This window comes from Rhodococcus sp. 06-462-5, assembly GCF_002258315.1.
Lineage (GTDB): Bacteria > Actinomycetota > Actinomycetes > Mycobacteriales > Mycobacteriaceae > Rhodococcoides.
Genome location: NZ_NOYD01000046.1, coordinates 140,624 through 155,437 on the forward strand (window position 1 = coordinate 140,624; position 14,814 = coordinate 155,437).

Genomic DNA, 14,814 nt, shown 5'->3' on the forward strand with positions numbered 1-14,814 from the left:
GCGTCAGGGCCTACGAAAGTGTTCCCGACGGCCCAGCCCGCGCAACCGGAACCACTCGGCAAGACCCTTCGGGTTGCGGGTGGTGATCAGGAAGAACCAGGTGAAGCGAATCCACTCCTGCGGCAGCAGCTTTCGCATGCCGGGCTGCGACATCAGGTAGCCGCGATTGCGGTAGGTGAAGTAGCGCTTGGTCGCGTCCTCCGGGTACTGCGTGTGCATCCGGCCACCGAGGATCGGCTTGAATTCCTCGGCCCCGTTGGGGTGGACGTAGGCGGCGGTGAGGCAGGTGCCGAACTTCAGGCCCGAGCGTTGCAACCGACGGTGCACTTCCACCTCGTCGCCGCGGACGAACAGACGCAGATCCGGCACGCCCACCGCGTCGATCGTCGACGCCTTGAACAGAGCGCCGTTGAACAGCGAGGCGATGCCTTCGAGGAGATCGTCGTCCGGGTTCGCCGGGTCGATCAATTCGGATCGCAGCCGACGCCATTCGACACCGCGTCGCAGCGGGAAGGCCAATCGGTCCGGATCGTCGATGTCGCAGACGACGGGGGAGACCTCGTCGAGTCCGTGGGTGAGGGCGCAGTCGTAGAGGGTCTCGAGTACCTTCGGGCCCTCGGGGCGGCCGTCGTCGTCGGCGAGGAACACCCAATCGGCACCGAGGGAGAGTGCGTACAGAATCCCGAGCGCGAACCCGCCTGCGCCGCCGAGATTGTGCTGCGAGCCGAGATACGTCGTCGGCAGGTCGATCGATTCCACCAGTTCGCGTACAGCGGGCTCATCGGCGTTGTCGACGACGACCAGATGATCGAGCGGACGCGTCTGCGCGCCGATGACCTCCAACGACAGAGCCAGCAACTCACGCCGCTTGTGCGTGACGATGACGCCGACAATCTTGTCAGCCACCGGCGTTGTCCTCGCGCTCGATTTCCTTCAGGATCTGCGCGACGTGATCGCCCGCGTCGTTGCCCTCGTATGCCCGCACCACGTCCTCGATGCCGCCCTGCTGCCGCACCTGACCGTGATCGATCCACATCGCGGTATCGCACAGCTGAGCCAGGAATTCGTTGGAGTGGCTGGCGAACACCAGGATTCCCGAGCGCTTCACCAACTCCTGCAGTCGCAGCCGAGCCTTCTTCATGAATTCCGCGTCGACGGCCCCGATGCCCTCGTCGAGCAGCAGGATCTCCGGGTCGATGCTGGTGACCACGCCCATCGCGACGCGCACGCGCATGCCCGTCGAATATGTACGAAGCGGCATGTCGAGGTAATCGCCCAGTTCGGTGAAGTCGGCGATCTCGTCCATCTTCGCGAGCATCTGCTTGCGGGTCTGCCCCAGGAACAGGCCGCGGATGATGATGTTCTCGTAGCCGGAGATCTCCGGATCCATACCGACGCCCAGATCGAACACCGGCGCGACGCGGCCGCGGATGGTCGCGCTGCCCCGCGTCGGCTCGTAGATGCCCGAGAGCAGACGCAGCAGCGTCGACTTGCCCGCACCGTTGTGGCCCACCAGTCCGACGCGGTCGCCGTCCTTCAGGTTCATCGTGATGTTCTTGAGAGCTTCCACGACGACGACGTCGGAGGAGTTGCGGTCGATCGCGCCACCGGCCTTGCCGAGGAACGCCTTCTTCAGCGACCGTGTCTTGGCGTCGAAGATGGGGAAGTCGACGCACGCGTCGTGGGTGCTGATGCTGATGGACAACTCGAATACCCCTAAACCCAGTAGGGCACGCGGGCCCGGTACTTCTTGAGTGCGACGATGGCCAGCGCCCATCCGACCACGGTGAAGCCGAGCACGATGTACCAGTGGTACGCCTGCTGATCCTCGCCGATCAGGGGGGCCCGGATGATGTCGAGGTAGTGGAAGAGCGGGTTGATCTCGACGAGCTTGGCGCGGTTCGCGGCCTCACCGCCCATCGACTCGAGTCCCGAGGTGGTCCACACGATCGGCGTCATGAAGAACATCAGCGTGACGAAGCTTCCGAGGATCGGGGCGATGTCGCGGTAGCGGGTGGCGACGATGCCGAACAGGATCGACACCCACACCGCGTTCAGCAGAATCAGCACCAGCGCCGGGATCGCGAAGACCACGGTCCAGTGCAGCCCGCCCTCGGGCCAGAAGATCGCGATGATGATCACGTAGATCAGCATGTTGTGGCCGAGCAGCAGCAACTGACGCCACACCAGGCGATAGACGTGCACGCTCAGCGCACTGGGGAGCTGTTTGATCAGACCCTCGTTGGCCACGAAGACGTCTCCGCCTTCGAGAATTGCGGCACTGATGAGGTTCCAGATGATCAGACCGACCGTGACGTGCGGCAGGAACTCGCGCAGATCGATGTTGAGCAGAACCGAATACAGCAAACCCATGGCAATCGCCTGCACACCGGTGGCGATGGTGATCCAGAACGGACCGATCACCGACCGGCGATAACGCTGCTTGATGTCCTGCCAGCCGAGATGCAGCCACAGCTCGCGCTGATTGAAACCGGTTCTGAGATCGCCGAAAGCCCGCCGATAAGTCTGTGAGTCCGAAATCGGAGCAGGCATCTGTTCTCCTGCCTCGCTCTCGGGATCCTTCGCTGGTGCCGACACGACGGTTGACACTACCTCTTCACAGGTGTCGACTCTTTACAAGTACTGGCCGGTACCACTACCACCGTGACCCGCGCCACCAGGAGCGCCCATCACACCGGGAGGCAACGCGCCCTGCCGCATCTGCTCGAGTTGGGCACGGGCGGCCATCTGCTGAGCGAACAGGGCTGTCTGGATGCCGTGGAACAGGCCCTCGAGCCACCCGACGAGCTGAGCCTGCGCGATGCGCAGTTCCGCGTCGGTGGGGACCACGTCGTCGCCGAAGGGCAGTACCAGGCGCTCGAGCTCGTCGCGCAGCTCCGGTGCAAGGCCCTGTTCGAGTTCGTGAATGGACGACTTGTGGATTTCCTTCAGCCGCGTCCGGCTCGCGTCGTCGAGCGGTGCGGCGCGCACCTCCTCGAGAAGCTGCTTGATCATCGTGCCGATACGCATCACCTTCGCGGGCTGCTCGACCATCTCCGACAGGCCCGAGCCGTCGTCCGATCCCTCGTTCGCGGAGGATCCGGCGGCGCGGGCCGCAGCGGCCGTCGCTTCCTCGCGGCTCAGGGCAAGCGGTTCTCCATTGGGGCCGATCACAACAACATGGTCGTCGGGTGCGCTGTTCGGCTCGGATTGAGTCATATATCCATCTTTACGCCTCGCTCGCCGTTGCGCGATCGTCTGGGGCGATTATCCTGGTCCGGTCGTCGGGAACAAGTGGAGGCCGGGAGGATCGAGCGTGCGAGGTGGGCAACCGTTCCCTGGCGAAACAGGACGTGGAACACATGCTGCACCGGTCGGCGCTTAGAGTGTCCGGCATGGGTTACGACGTCGCGCGAGTGAGAGGGTCCATCCCCTCGCTCGGTGACGGGTGGATTCATCTCGACCCTCAGCTGGGCATGCTGATCCCGGACCGCGTGTCCACCGCTGTGTCCACCGCGTTCCGACACAGTGCCTCCAATCATTCGGCCGGCAACACCGCGGCAAAGCGCAGTGCAGCTCTGCTGGAGTCCGCTCGTGTGGCGATCGCCGATCTGGTCGGTGCCTATCCGTCCGGTGTGGTGATCGGTCCTGACCGCGCGACGCTGCTGTCCTGGCTCGCGGATTCGATGAGCTCGCGGCTGGGGCTGGGAACCGGTCTGGTGCTTTCGCGGTTGGACGAGGAAGCGAACGTCGCGCCGTGGCTGCGGGTCGCCAGCCGGTCCGGCGCGCACGTGCGATGGGCCGAGGTCGAGATCGATACGTGCGAGTTGCCCACTTGGCAGTTCGACGACCTCATCACCTCCACCACTCGGCTCGTCGCGGTCACGGCGGCGTCGCCGATCGTCGGTAGCGCGCCCGATGTTCGGGTCGCAGCGGATCTGGTGCACGAGGTCGGTGGGCTGATCGTGGTCGACGCGGCCGGAGCTGCCCCCTACGCCCACGTCGACATCAAAGAACTCGGGGCCGACGTCGTCGCGATCGACACCGCCGCGTGGGGTGGGCCGTCGGTCGGTGCGCTGATCTTCCGCGATCCGACGCTGTTGGAACAGTTGCCCTCGATGTCGCTGAACCCGTCGGCCAAGGGGCCGCAAAGGCTCGAGGTCAGCGCGCATCAGTACGCGCTGTTGGCCGGCGTGGTGTCGTCCATCGACTACCTGGCCAATCTCGACGACGCAGCAACCGGGACGCGTCGCGAGCGCCTCGAGCTGTCGATCGGATCGCTGCAGCATTACCACGACGGCCTTTTCGATTACTTGATGAAGGCGCTCGACTCCCTGGACCACGTCATGGTGCTGGGCAATGCACCGACGCGCATTCCCACCCTGAGCTTCACCGTCGAGGGCATGCCCGCGGTGAAGGTGTCCGAGCAACTCGCGCAGGCCAGAATCGGCAGTGTCAGCGGAGTCCACGGTGGCAGTCGGTTGCTCGACGCATTGGGCGTCAACGACGAGGGTGGTGCCGTCACCATCGGTCTGGCTCCGTACACCACCCGCTACGAGATCGATCAGCTCGTCACAGCGCTGTCCGCCCTCGCCCTCTAGCGGGAGCGGCTCCGCCGCACGTGCATAGAAGTTCGTAGTGGGCTACGAACTTCTATGCACGACCTGAGGCGCACATCACTGCACGCGCAGGATCACCTTGCCGATGGTCTCGGCCTCGTCGAGCATTCGATGTCCTTGCGGGGCTTCGGTTATCGGGATTTCGGCGTGTACGACGGCGGTGACGCGGCCCTCGGAGATCATCGGCCACAGGTGTGCGGTCATGTCTGCGACGATGTTCGCTTTGCTCGACGGCCCGGTTTCGGGTCGGCCGCGCAACCCGGCTGCATGCACCGAGCCCCGCTTGGCGAGGAGTTTGCCGAAGTTCAGCTCGCCCTTCACGCCGCCCTGCATGCCGATGGTGACGACTGTGCCGTCCATGGCCAACGCGTCGATGTTGCGGTCGAGGTACTTCGCTCCCATGTTGTCCAGGATCAGGTCGGCTCCGTGATCCTTTGTCTGCGAACGTATCTCGGTGACGAAGTCCTGGTTCTTGTAGTCGATCAGGATGTCGGCTCCGAGGTCTGCGCACATGTCCAGCTTGTACTTCGATCCGGCGGTGACGGCGACGGTGACGCCCATCTGCTTGGCCAATTGGATTGCGTGCGTTCCGATTCCGCTGCCGCCGCCGTGAACGAGCAGCACCTGGCCCGAACGCATGTGGGCATCCATCACCAGGTTGGACCACACGGTCGAGGCCACCTCCGGAAGTGCTGCTGCCACATGCAGATCGAGGCCCTGCGGAATGGGGAAGAGCTGGGTGGCGGGCACGGCGACCTGCTCGGCGTAGCCACCGCCGGCCAGCAGGGCGCACACCCTGTCGCCGACGTTCCAGCCGCTGACGCCCTCACCGAGTTCTGAGATGATGCCCGAGCACTCGAGACCGAGAATGTCGCTGGCCCCCGGGGGCGGCGGATAGTTGCCTTGACGCTGCATGAGGTCGGCACGGTTGACGGCGGTGGCCGAGACGTCGACGATCACCTGCCCGCGGCTCGGACGTGGGTCGGGAACCTCGGTCCATTCCATGACGTCGGGGTCGCCGAATTCTTTCAGTGTGATGGCACGCATGTCTCCATAGTGCGCCTCCGGCGGCAGGAGTGGAGCCTGCGGAACGACCCAGATGAGCAGTGGCGCGGTTAGGTGCCCTCTGGAGCACTTAGCCGCGCCACTGCCGCAGGCACTTACAGGTCCCAGAGATTGATTCCGAAGTCCTCCGCATGCGTGTCGATCTCGGCGAGTTCTGCGTCGCTGAAGTCCAGGTTCTTCAGCGCCGCCACGTTGTTCTCGAGCTGTTCGACGCTCGATGCGCCGATCAGTACCGAGGTCACGCGCGGGTCGCGCAGGGCCCAGCTCAGGGCGAGTTGTGCGAGGGATTGGCCGCGAGTCGAGGCGATGTCGTTCAACGCCCGGAGGTGCCCGATGTGGTCGTCGGTGAGCCAGTCCGGATTCAGGGATTTGCCCTGCGCTGCTCGCGAATTCGACGGGACGCCGTCGAGGTACTTGTCGGTGAGCATGCCCTGGGCCAGAGGTGAGAACGCGATGACGCCCGCGCCCACCGCGTCGAGGGTGTCGAGCAGTTCGGGTTCGATCCACCGATTGACCATCGAGTAGCTCGGCTGATGGATCAGCAGGGGAACGCCCGCGTCGGCGAGAAGGTCTGCCATCTTCTGCGTGCCCTCGGGCTTGTACGAGCTGATGCCCGCATACAGCGCTTTGCCCTGCTGGACAGCGCTGATCAGTGCGCCTGCAGTCTCTTCGATCGGGGTGTCGTGGTCGGGCCGGTGGCTGTAGAAGATGTCGACGTGGTCGAGTCGCATCCGCGTCAACGACTGCTCGAGCGAGGACAGCAGGTATTTGCGAGAGCCACCGAAGCCGTAGGGGCCGGGCCACATGTCCCAGCCGGCCTTGCTGGAAATGATCAGCTCGTCGCGGTATCCGGCGAAATCCTCGGAGTAGATGCGGCCGAAGTTCTTCTCCGCGCTGCCGTACGGCGGGCCGTAATTGTTGGCCAGATCGAAGTGCGTGATACCGAGATCGAATGCGCGACGCAGGATCGCGCGCTGGTTCATCAGTGGTACGTCGTCACCGAAGTTGTGCCACAGCCCCAGCGAGATCGCCGGTAGCTTCGGCCCGCGGGACCCCACTTGCCGGAAGAGCATGGACTCGTAGCGATCGGCGGCGGCAACGTACGGCGGGTCGATGTTGGGATCGGTCATACGTCGACCATAGGGCGCTGCACCGAACAGGGCCTCGAACCGCGTCAACCTACTCGCCGGTAGATTTCTTGCCTAAGATGACACGCGTGACGGCCGAAATAGCCATAGGTCCCGGGGGGGACCCGCAGTGGCTCGACACTGCGGAAATGAAAGCATGGCGCGCCTATATGGACGGCGGGCAACGATTGATGGGGGTATTGAACAAGGATCTGCAGGATCGCCACGACCTGTCGATGGCGGAATACCGAATCTTGGTGATGTTGTCGGAATCGATCGACGGCTCCATCAGAATGAGTGAGCTGGCCGACGGCGTTCTGTCCTCGAGGAGTCGCCTGACGCATCAGATCAGGCGAATGGAACTCCAGGACATGGTGACTCGCAGTACCTGCGTCAACGACGGTAGGGGCGTGCTCGCGGTGATCACCGAGGAAGGTCGCCGGCGATTGGCGGAGGCGGCACCCACTCACGTCCGCAGCGTCCGCCAGCACCTCATCGACATCCTCTCGCCCCACGAACTCGAGGTGCTCGGCGACATCTTCGAGAAGGTCGACGCCGCAATGGACGCGTCCGGATCGACACCGCGACGATGAGGGGCGGACGATGAGGGGCGATTGGGCCTGGGCGCGCCCGGCCGTTTAAGATCGCACACGGAAGCGTGGCAGAGCGGCCCAATGCACTCGCCTTGAAAGCGAGAGACGTGTAAAAGCGTCCGGGGGTTCAAATCCCTCCGCTTCCGCCACATGTTCGTTTCGGATTCCGGTCCACCCGCGCGGGTGGACCGGTTTCGTTTGTCCCGGTCGAAGCTGAGCTCCGTCGCGACCTGGTTGGTATCGAAACCGGCTCAGTGGGTACTACCTGCGGATGAGTGAAGAAGCGCGGCGCAACGACGGCGACAACGAGGGACCTCTGGAAGAGGAACTCGAGGAGAGTTTCGACGCTGTCGTATCGGAGGGTGCCGAGCGATTGCACCGCACCGTGCGGACGGTTCTGATCACCGGACTCTTCGGCGGGCTCGAGGTTGCGTTGGGTGTGATGGCGTACCTCGCGGTGCTGGACGAAACCGGCAGTCACCTGCTGGCAGGCCTGGCGTTCGGCATCGGCCTGGTGGCCATCTATCTCGCACACGGAGAGCTGTTCACCGAAGATTTTCTGATGCCGATCGCAGCTGTGGTGGCCCGCGACGGCACGCCCTTGCAGCTGGCGAAGCTGTGGGTCGGGACGCTGCTGGCGAACCTGCTGGGCGGCTGGTTCGTGATGTGGTTGATCGCGCAGGCGTTTCCGAAGTGGCTCGAAGTGTTGTCCGAGTCGGCGCATCATTTCGTCGACGCTCCGCTGAATCTTCAGTCGATCTGCCTGGCTGTTCTCGGCGGCAGCACGATGACATTGCTGACTCGCATGCAGCAGGGAACAACCTCCGACGTCGCGCGGATCATCGCCGCCATGGCGGCAGGGTTTCTGCTGGCAGGACTGCAGTTGTTCCACTCGGTTCTCGATTCGCTGCTGATCTTCGGTGCCATCCACGCCGGCGCGGACGTGAACTACCGCGACTGGATCGAATGGTTCGGCTACACGGTGCTTTTCAACATCATCGGGGGCGTCGTGTTGGTCACCGCGCTGCGCTTGGTGCGCACCAAGGAGCTTGTGAAGTCCGAACGTCACCGCAATCCCGAGTAGTCGAGCAGTTACGCCCTGCCATCCGATACCCAACGCTGCAAGCCCAGTCCCGTCTCGAAGCGTCGCATCGATTTGGAGATCGCGTCCGTGAATTCGATTGAGCTGGCGAGCAATTGGAGTGGATCGGTGAAGTCGTCGACGGCTCGGCCGGTTGCCGTCGGGTACAGGTCGTCGCCGAGGATGGCCACGCCCAACGAGTTCATGTGCAATCGCAGTTGATGGGTGCGACCGGTCAACGGCGTCAGTCGATAGCGACCGAGTCCGTCTCGATGCTCCAATAGTTCGACGGTGGTGTGCGCGTTGGGTTCTCCGGGCACCTCACGGGCGGTGAAGTCGCCCTTCTCCGAGACGATTCGACTGCGAACGACGGTCGGCAGGGTGAGCGACGGGTCGTAGCGCGCGATTGCCTCGTACTCCTTGTGGACCTTGCGATCCTGGAAGAGCGTTTGGTACGCACCGCGCAGCGTCGGATCGACGACGAACAGGACCAGGCCTGCGGTCACGCGATCGAGGCGGTGCGCGGGCACCAGTTGCGGCAGATCGAGTTCCGTACGTAGTCGCACCAGCGCGGTCTGCAGAATATGTCCGCCGCGGGGGATGGTCGGCAGAAAGTGTGGCTTGTCGATCACCAGCAACGCGTCGTCGCGGTACACGATCGAGATATCGAACGGCACAACGGTTTCCGACGGCAGATCGCGGTGGAACCAGACTGCCTCGCCGGGAACGTACGGTGCGTCCGGTGCGATCGGGCCTGTCATGTCGACGATGTCACCGGCCGCGAACATGGCGTCGATCCGGTGCGGAGAAATCCGTGACTCGGTGGCGGTGAGAAAGTCACGAACAGTGCGCCAGGCTCCGTCCTCGGGCATCCGAATTCGAGCGGGATCGAGACCGTGCCGCTTCGCCAGAGGTGGTTGCTGGCGTCGTCTCACCGGATGAGCGTATCCGTCCGCCGAGATCGCACTCGAGCAGACGAATCAGTCTCATCCGCCTGCACAAGTGCGAATTCGCTACTCGCAGCCGATGCCGTCGTCGTCGCGGTCGAGATGAGGCCCGTAGCCGTACTCGTCTCGATAGACCGGAGCGGCACCGGCGTCACGCGCCGCATCGCAGTTCTCGTACTGGAACGCGCCGCCCTGACGGGGTGCGGGGGCGGGAGCGCCCTGAGGCTGCGGAGCAGGAGCAGGACCAGGCGCCGCCAGTGGGGCCGGAGGCGGAGGAAGGAGTACCGGGCAGAACTGCGCCGAACCGCTGCTGCAGAGGAAATCGGTGATCGGATCGGCCGAAGCGACGGCCGGGGCGGTGACCAGGGCGGCTGCAGCGATAGCGCCGCTGATGCCGAGCTTGACCAGCAGATTCTTCGTCTTCATGGAACTCCAATCGAGGGGGTGTGATCTGGAGCATCCTCGACCATTTATTGAACTGTCAATCAAGTCATTCGGGTGATCTACGTCGCGACCAGCAAGACCCGAACGTGTTTGGAATCCGCCGATTCGGCGTATCTACGAACGTATGAGCGAAAACGAGCAGGTCAACCAGAATCCCGAGAAGGATCCCGACGATTGGGTCACCGGCGACGAGCCGATGACCGGCCCGCAGAAGAGCTACCTGAGCACTCTTGCGCAGGAAGCGGGCGAGGAAGTTCCCGAGGGTCTCAACAAGGCGCAGGCCTCGGAAATGATCGACAAGCTGCAGGGCGAAACCGGCCGCGGCTGATTCGACGCCCCAGAGGTCCACTCGATGTGACATCGACCCCCGAAAAGTCCACCGAATGTCACATCGAGTGCCCTCGCGGGAAGTGTGTCCACGAGTACATCCGACCAGGTAGACCGTTCTGTCTTGAGTACATGTAACAAAGGATCACGCGGACTTTTGTACCCGCATGTGCGCGGCTATTGTGAGCGAACCCACAGCTTTAGCGTGCGCGCATATCGGTGGGTACGTTGAGTTACGGATGTTGTTTGTGTTGCGCCCCGTGAGGGTGCGCCGGGGGAGGATGGGCAATCAGATGCACCGTCGTGTGTTGGCAGTAGCGGGAACTGCTCTGGCAGTGTCGCTGCTGGGGTCGGGTCTCGCCGGGGCGCAGCCGCTCCCCGATACCGGCAGTTCCGATGGCGGCGGTGTGGCTCCTGGAATCACAGCTCAGTCTCTGCCTCTGGCGTCGGCACGTATCGATCGTGTGGACATGCTGACCGACCGCCGCGCAGCAGTGTGGGTGGAGTCGCCGGCCATGGGCCGCACCATCCAGGTCCAGGTTCTTCTTCCGGCCGCGCAGGCGGTGTCCCGTCCGACGCTGTACATGCTCGACGGTGTGAGCGCGGGCAAGGAATCCGATTACAAGGAAAGCACCTGGACGCAGAAGACCGACATCGTCGACTTCTTCGCGGACAAGCAGGTCAACGTCGTGCTCCCGGTCGGTGGATCGAGCAGCTACTACACGGACTGGAACGTGCCGGACCCGGTGCTCGGCGTCAACAAGTGGGAGACCTTCCTGACGTCGGAGCTGCCGCCGCTGATCGACGCGCGCTTTTCCGGTAACGGCACCAACGCGGTCTCGGGTGTCTCGATGGGTGCCCAGGCCGCGATGGACCTGATCACCCGTCACCCCAGCCTGTACACGGGCGTCGCCGGCCTGAGCGGTTGCTACGACAATTCGCAGACCAACTTCAAGGATGCGGTGCGCGCCACCGTCGCCACCAACGGCGGCAATGCGACCAACATGTGGGGCGAGAACACCGATCCTCAGTGGGTCGAGCACGATCCGTCACGCAATGCCGAAGCACTCCGCGGCAAGGACGTCTACCTGTCCGTCGGCACCGGCCTGCCCGGTCCCTATGAGCTCGGCCCCGGTGGTAGCGGAGTCGAGAGTGCACTGATGGGCGGACCGCTCGAGGCGGCCGCGCTGTACTGCACGACCGTGTTCGATACTCGACTCCGGTCGCTGGACATCCCCGCGACCGTTGTTTACCGCCCCTACGGCATCCATCAATGGCCGTACTGGCAGGACGACCTCCGCGAATCCTGGCCGACGCTCGAGCGCGCGCTAGGCCTGTAGAGCAAACTTCAGAAATGCGTCGTTCTCGTGCGGGTCGCCGATGGTGACCCGCACTCCGTCGTTTCCGTAGGCGCGCAGCAGTACGCCCTGTTCGGCTGCAGCAGCGGCGAATTGACCCGAGCGTTCGGCCAGCGGCAGCCAGACGAAATTCGACTGCGATACGCCGACGTCGTAGCCGCCCGCAACGAGAGCGTCGCGCACACGATCCCGTTCCACGATGAGAGCATCGGTGCGGGCCAGCAGCTCTGCCGACGCCTCCAACGACGCCACCGCCGCCTGCTGTGCCACGGTGCTGACAGCGAATGCGATCCGCACCTTCGACAGCGCCGTGATCACCTCGGGATCGGCCACCGCGTAGCCCACCCGCAAGCCGGCGAGCCCGTAGGCCTTCGAGAACGTCCGCAGCACGATCACGTTGCGTCGTCCGCGTGCCAACTCCACTCCGTCGGTGTGGTTGCCCGCGTCGGGTCGGGTGTACTCGAAGTAGGCCTCGTCGAGGACCACGAGAATGTTCGACGGCACCGCGTCGAGAAACGCGTCGAGCTTGTCGCGCTGGACGACGGTTCCGGTCGGGTTGTTCGGGTTGCAGACGAAGATCAGCCGGGTGCGGTCGGTGATCGCGGCGAGCATTGCGTCGAGATCGTGCACGTGGTCGGCGGTCAACGGAACCAACACGGGTGTCGCGCCAGCAACGCTGGTGACGATGGGGTACGCCTCGAACGAGCGCCAGGCGAACAACACTTCGTCGCCGGGGCCGCAGGTGATCTGAACGACCTCCTGGCACAGCGAGACGGAACCACTTCCGACGGCAACGTTCTCCGTGGCAACGCCGAGCTTCTTCGCCAGCGACTCGACCAGCGCGGTCGCGCGATTGTCGGGGTAGCGGTTGATGCCGCCGACGGCCTCCGCGATCGCGTCACGCACGCTCGGCAGTGGTCCCTGCGTCGTTTCGTTGCTCGCCAGTTTGATCGCACCCGGAAAGGTGCGGCCGGGAACGTAGGCAGGGATGGCGTCGAGGTCGGGGCGGATGCGCGCGGTCACGGCTGCCATTATGCGCCCAGGTTCGGGGTTGACTTCTACGCGTCCGTGATATTGCTGTGCACGAGCGGACCGATCGTCCTATCTTCGATAAGTATGTCGGGAATATTGAGCGACGTCGCAGTTCTTCGGTCCTCCTCCGCGCCCACGGTCGGCGCGGACTACGTGGTGGATACGACCGCGCACGAGTCACCCCCGCAGGAGAAAGTGCCGTTGACGGCCGTCGAACCCGATGGTCCACCTCGCGGCGGAATCGTCGTGCTGCATGAGGCGCGTGAGGTGCCCGAGTCTCTGCTCGACCTTCTGCGCGCACTCGCGCTCGAAGGTTGGCTCGCTGTCGCACCGAACCTGTTCCATCGAGGCCACGGCGACGACAGGGAAGTATTCGGCGACGACCTCTTCGCGGACTTCGACGCCACCTCCGACTGGCTCGTCCAGCGCGGTGTCTATCCCGATTGTGTCGGGGTGATCGGGTTCGACGACGCAGGCACGGCAGCGTTGATCGTGGCCACCAGTCGTCCTGTGGGGGCGGCGGTCAGTGTTGCGGCAGCCGGCATCGTCGAACCGCTCAACTCCGACGCGGTCGCGTTGGTCGAGGCCGCACCCAAGCTGCAGGCCCCCTGGCTCGGTCTCTACGGCGAGGACGACCCCCACACCCCACCCGATCACATCGAAGCCCTTCGCGACGCCGCCACGCGTGCCTCAGTGGCCACGAACGTCGTCAGCTATTCGGGCTTGAAGCACCGAGCCGATCATCCCCGCGAACAACCTGGCAGTTCCGATCACAGCGACCCCGCGGCGGCCGCACTCGTCGACGCGCAGACCCGAATCTTCGATTGGTTCGACAGCTTCATGCGCTGAAGAGCAACAAGCATCTTTTACGCAAACGCCGCGCGAACCACAGGCGTCGACCAGCCGTTTTGCCTTCTGGCCTTTGCCGTGTGTAATCTCTTTCCTCGGCGGTCCGAGAGGGCCGGCAGCCTAGGAGGCGTGCCAGAGCGGCCGAATGGGAGTCACTGCTAATGACTTGTCCTTTCACCGGGACCGGAGGTTCAAATCCTCTCGCCTCCGCCACGAACGGTAGATCGTTGCCGTTCAGCTAGACCAGTTGGATAACTGAACATGCGCCCGTAGCTCAACGGATAGAGCACTTGACTACGGATCAAGAGGTTAGGGGTTCGAATCCCTTCGGGCGCACAGAAGAAAAAGCCCCGAACTGCAGCGATGCGGTTCGGGGCTTTTTCGTTGTGCTTGAGCCATCGGTCGAAGTGGCCCTTACCTGGCCAGTAGAAACAAACCGGGCGTAAGGTTTTGGGACGTTGTCGGAGGAGGTCATGTGAGCGATCGACCGGTCAGAATTTCGAGCGAACGCACACTGCCGGGCGGGGTCGGGTCCGATTCTCGGTCGGACGCCGTCACCGCGAGCTTGCCTCTCCCGCTGATGCTCATCGGCGCACTGCCGTTCTACGTTCGGCAGCCGTTCGGATCCGGTATCGACTCCGATGTGGGTCGGAGGATCTGCGTATCTCGCATCACCAACAGCGGGGCTCTACTGGCTGATTGCACTGCCGGTGTGCATCGGGACAGTCGCTCTCTACTGCACGTGGAGTGAACGTAGATCAGGCACCGGCCTGCACGTTCGTCTGTGGCTCGTGGCCAGTGTCGGACTGTGTGTGGCCGCAGCCGTGCTGATGCGCAGCGGACTGCTGTTATTCGCGGGCAACCTGACGATCCGTGGACTTCTTCCGCTGTTGACGAAGTCGGCGGCGGTGTTGATCTGGGGCCTTGCTCTGCGGTCGCGCGTAGTGCTCGGGGTGGGAGTCGTGGCCGTGGCGGCGAATCTGGTATCCAACCTCTACAACGTGGAGAACTCTGTGCCGCAACAGTTCGCGTTCGACACCCGCTTCGGCCTCTGGTCGAATATCATGCTGACGTCGTTCGTCTTCGTCGCCGGCGCGCTGGCTGCCGCACTCACCGTCCGACGCAGTGATGGGCGTCAGTCCTGAGAGCGGACACGTACGAACACAGCCCAGAACAGTGTGTAAAGCCCCCATACGACGACACTGGCCAGGACCACCCACCAGAACCCGATGTCGTACACGACAAGCGCGACGAACTGACAGATCAACAGGCATACGGAAAACGCTCGCCACCACCACTGCTCACGCCGAGCGGCCGTAGAGGGCTTCCGTTCCACATAGTCGACCGGGCGCATGGGTTCCAGTTCCACCAC

General features: G+C 63.8%; 17 protein-coding genes and 3 tRNA genes. 11 read left to right on the forward strand and 9 right to left on the reverse strand.

Translation table 11 applies throughout. The annotated features are described in order from the left end of the window. Positions 1-3 precede the first annotated feature (3 nt). The 4 genes from CH251_RS20565 to CH251_RS20580 form a co-directional block, all read right to left on the reverse strand. Entirely contained in the window at positions 4-906 is a 903-nt protein-coding gene (locus CH251_RS20565) for a glycosyltransferase (RefSeq protein WP_094614794.1), read from the reverse strand. Further along, on the reverse strand, positions 899-1,705 hold the full coding sequence (locus tag CH251_RS20570; RefSeq protein ID WP_094614795.1) for an ABC transporter ATP-binding protein: 807 nt from the start codon (positions 1,703-1,705) through the stop codon (positions 899-901). The genes CH251_RS20565 and CH251_RS20570 overlap by 8 nt, the downstream gene beginning before the upstream one ends. Before the next feature lie 11 nt (positions 1,706-1,716). After that, complete coding sequence (locus CH251_RS20575; RefSeq protein ID WP_179273498.1) at positions 1,717-2,553, reverse strand: ABC transporter permease; 837 nt, start codon at positions 2,551-2,553, stop codon at positions 1,717-1,719. A gap of 81 nt (positions 2,554-2,634) precedes the next feature. Next, a complete protein-coding gene (locus tag CH251_RS20580) occupies positions 2,635-3,219 on the reverse strand; it encodes a bacterial proteasome activator family protein (RefSeq protein ID WP_094614796.1) in 585 nt (194 codons plus the stop codon). A 176-nt stretch (positions 3,220-3,395) separates the two neighbouring features. On the opposite strand from CH251_RS20580, the gene CH251_RS20585 reads away from it, so the two are divergent. Further along, positions 3,396-4,601, forward strand: a complete 1,206-nt coding sequence (locus CH251_RS20585; RefSeq protein WP_094614935.1) for a cysteine desulfurase-like protein — start codon at positions 3,396-3,398, stop codon at positions 4,599-4,601. A 75-nt stretch (positions 4,602-4,676) separates the two neighbouring features. Here CH251_RS20585 and CH251_RS20590 read toward each other — a convergent pair whose 3' ends face one another. Then, the gene (locus CH251_RS20590; RefSeq protein ID WP_094614797.1) at positions 4,677-5,666 is read right to left on the reverse strand and encodes an NAD(P)H-quinone oxidoreductase; all 990 of its coding nucleotides are present in this window, start codon (positions 5,664-5,666) and stop codon (positions 4,677-4,679) included. 113 nt (positions 5,667-5,779) lie between these two features. Next, the gene (mgrA, locus tag CH251_RS20595) at positions 5,780-6,814 is read right to left on the reverse strand and encodes an L-glyceraldehyde 3-phosphate reductase (RefSeq protein WP_094614798.1); all 1,035 of its coding nucleotides are present in this window, start codon (positions 6,812-6,814) and stop codon (positions 5,780-5,782) included. Positions 6,815-6,891: 77 nt separating this feature from the next. Here mgrA and CH251_RS20600 point away from each other — a divergent pair, with 77 nt between their 5' ends. From CH251_RS20600 to CH251_RS20610, 3 genes are all read left to right on the forward strand, one after another. Next, positions 6,892-7,404 (forward strand): MarR family winged helix-turn-helix transcriptional regulator, encoded by a 513-nt coding sequence (locus CH251_RS20600; protein WP_373454974.1) that lies wholly within the window; start codon positions 6,892-6,894, stop codon positions 7,402-7,404. Positions 7,405-7,463: 59 nt separating this feature from the next. Continuing rightward, positions 7,464-7,553, forward strand: a tRNA-Ser gene (locus CH251_RS20605). A gap of 122 nt (positions 7,554-7,675) precedes the next feature. Beyond that, entirely contained in the window at positions 7,676-8,488 is an 813-nt protein-coding gene (locus tag CH251_RS20610) for a formate/nitrite transporter family protein (protein ID WP_094614800.1), read from the forward strand. Positions 8,489-8,496: 8 nt separating this feature from the next. Here CH251_RS20610 and CH251_RS20615 read toward each other — a convergent pair whose 3' ends face one another. Both CH251_RS20615 and CH251_RS20620 read right to left on the reverse strand, forming a co-directional pair. Then, positions 8,497-9,420, reverse strand: coding sequence for a pseudouridine synthase (locus CH251_RS20615; protein ID WP_179273484.1), 924 nt, complete (start codon positions 9,418-9,420; stop codon positions 8,497-8,499). 78 nt (positions 9,421-9,498) lie between these two features. Further along, positions 9,499-9,858, reverse strand: a complete 360-nt coding sequence (locus CH251_RS20620) for an excalibur calcium-binding domain-containing protein (RefSeq protein WP_094614802.1) — start codon at positions 9,856-9,858, stop codon at positions 9,499-9,501. 142 nt (positions 9,859-10,000) lie between these two features. On the opposite strand from CH251_RS20620, the gene CH251_RS20625 reads away from it, so the two are divergent. Then, positions 10,001-10,204, forward strand: a complete 204-nt coding sequence (locus tag CH251_RS20625) for a DUF3072 domain-containing protein (RefSeq protein WP_032395510.1) — start codon at positions 10,001-10,003, stop codon at positions 10,202-10,204. 292 nt (positions 10,205-10,496) lie between these two features. Beyond that, the gene (locus tag CH251_RS20630; protein WP_094614937.1) at positions 10,497-11,543 is read left to right on the forward strand and encodes an alpha/beta hydrolase family protein; all 1,047 of its coding nucleotides are present in this window, start codon (positions 10,497-10,499) and stop codon (positions 11,541-11,543) included. Here the strand turns inward: CH251_RS20630 and hisC are convergent. Then, positions 11,532-12,584 carry a histidinol-phosphate transaminase gene (gene hisC, locus CH251_RS20635; RefSeq protein ID WP_094614936.1) on the reverse strand — a complete coding sequence of 351 codons (1,053 nt, stop codon included), beginning with the start codon at positions 12,582-12,584 and terminating at the stop codon, positions 11,532-11,534. The two genes, CH251_RS20630 and hisC, sit on opposite strands and share 12 nt — an antisense overlap. 93 nt (positions 12,585-12,677) lie before the next feature. Between hisC and CH251_RS20640 the strand changes: the two genes are divergently transcribed. The 5 genes from CH251_RS20640 to CH251_RS20655 all read left to right on the forward strand — a co-directional run bounded on the left by CH251_RS20640 (position 12,678) and on the right by CH251_RS20655 (position 14,587). Further along, positions 12,678-13,442: a dienelactone hydrolase family protein gene (locus CH251_RS20640; protein ID WP_094614803.1), complete on the forward strand. Its 765-nt coding sequence runs from the start codon at positions 12,678-12,680 to the stop codon at positions 13,440-13,442. Positions 13,443-13,565: 123 nt separating this feature from the next. After that, positions 13,566-13,655: transfer RNA gene (locus tag CH251_RS20645), tRNA-Ser, on the forward strand. A gap of 50 nt (positions 13,656-13,705) precedes the next feature. Next, positions 13,706-13,778 (forward strand) — tRNA-Arg (locus CH251_RS20650). Between the two features lie 139 nt (positions 13,779-13,917). After that, positions 13,918-14,193 carry a hypothetical protein gene (locus CH251_RS27265; protein WP_143537859.1) on the forward strand — a complete coding sequence of 92 codons (276 nt, stop codon included), beginning with the start codon at positions 13,918-13,920 and terminating at the stop codon, positions 14,191-14,193. A gap of 40 nt (positions 14,194-14,233) precedes the next feature. Next, positions 14,234-14,587 carry a hypothetical protein gene (locus tag CH251_RS20655; protein WP_143537858.1) on the forward strand — a complete coding sequence of 118 codons (354 nt, stop codon included), beginning with the start codon at positions 14,234-14,236 and terminating at the stop codon, positions 14,585-14,587. Positions 14,588-14,814: the final 227 nt, after the last annotated feature.

Excerpts from the sequence above, each read along its gene's own strand:
- CH251_RS20575 (WP_179273498.1), bottom strand. The coding sequence starts at position 2,553 with ATGCCTGCTCCGATTTCGGACTCACAGACTTATCGGCGGGCTTTCGGC.
- CH251_RS20580 (WP_094614796.1), bottom strand. The coding sequence starts at position 3,219 with ATGACTCAATCCGAGCCGAACAGCGCACCCGACGACCATGTTGTTGTG.
- CH251_RS20585 (WP_094614935.1), top strand. The coding sequence starts at position 3,396 with ATGGGTTACGACGTCGCGCGAGTGAGAGGGTCCATCCCCTCGCTCGGT.
- CH251_RS20590 (WP_094614797.1), bottom strand. The coding sequence starts at position 5,666 with ATGCGTGCCATCACACTGAAAGAATTCGGCGACCCCGACGTCATGGAA.
- mgrA (WP_094614798.1), bottom strand. The coding sequence starts at position 6,814 with ATGACCGATCCCAACATCGACCCGCCGTACGTTGCCGCCGCCGATCGC.
- CH251_RS20600 (WP_373454974.1), top strand. The coding sequence starts at position 6,892 with ATGACACGCGTGACGGCCGAAATAGCCATAGGTCCCGGGGGGGACCCG.
- CH251_RS20610 (WP_094614800.1), top strand. The coding sequence starts at position 7,676 with ATGAGTGAAGAAGCGCGGCGCAACGACGGCGACAACGAGGGACCTCTG.
- CH251_RS20620 (WP_094614802.1), bottom strand. The coding sequence starts at position 9,858 with ATGAAGACGAAGAATCTGCTGGTCAAGCTCGGCATCAGCGGCGCTATC.
- CH251_RS20625 (WP_032395510.1), top strand. The coding sequence starts at position 10,001 with ATGAGCGAAAACGAGCAGGTCAACCAGAATCCCGAGAAGGATCCCGAC.
- CH251_RS20630 (WP_094614937.1), top strand. The coding sequence starts at position 10,497 with ATGCACCGTCGTGTGTTGGCAGTAGCGGGAACTGCTCTGGCAGTGTCG.
- CH251_RS20640 (WP_094614803.1), top strand. The coding sequence starts at position 12,678 with ATGTCGGGAATATTGAGCGACGTCGCAGTTCTTCGGTCCTCCTCCGCG.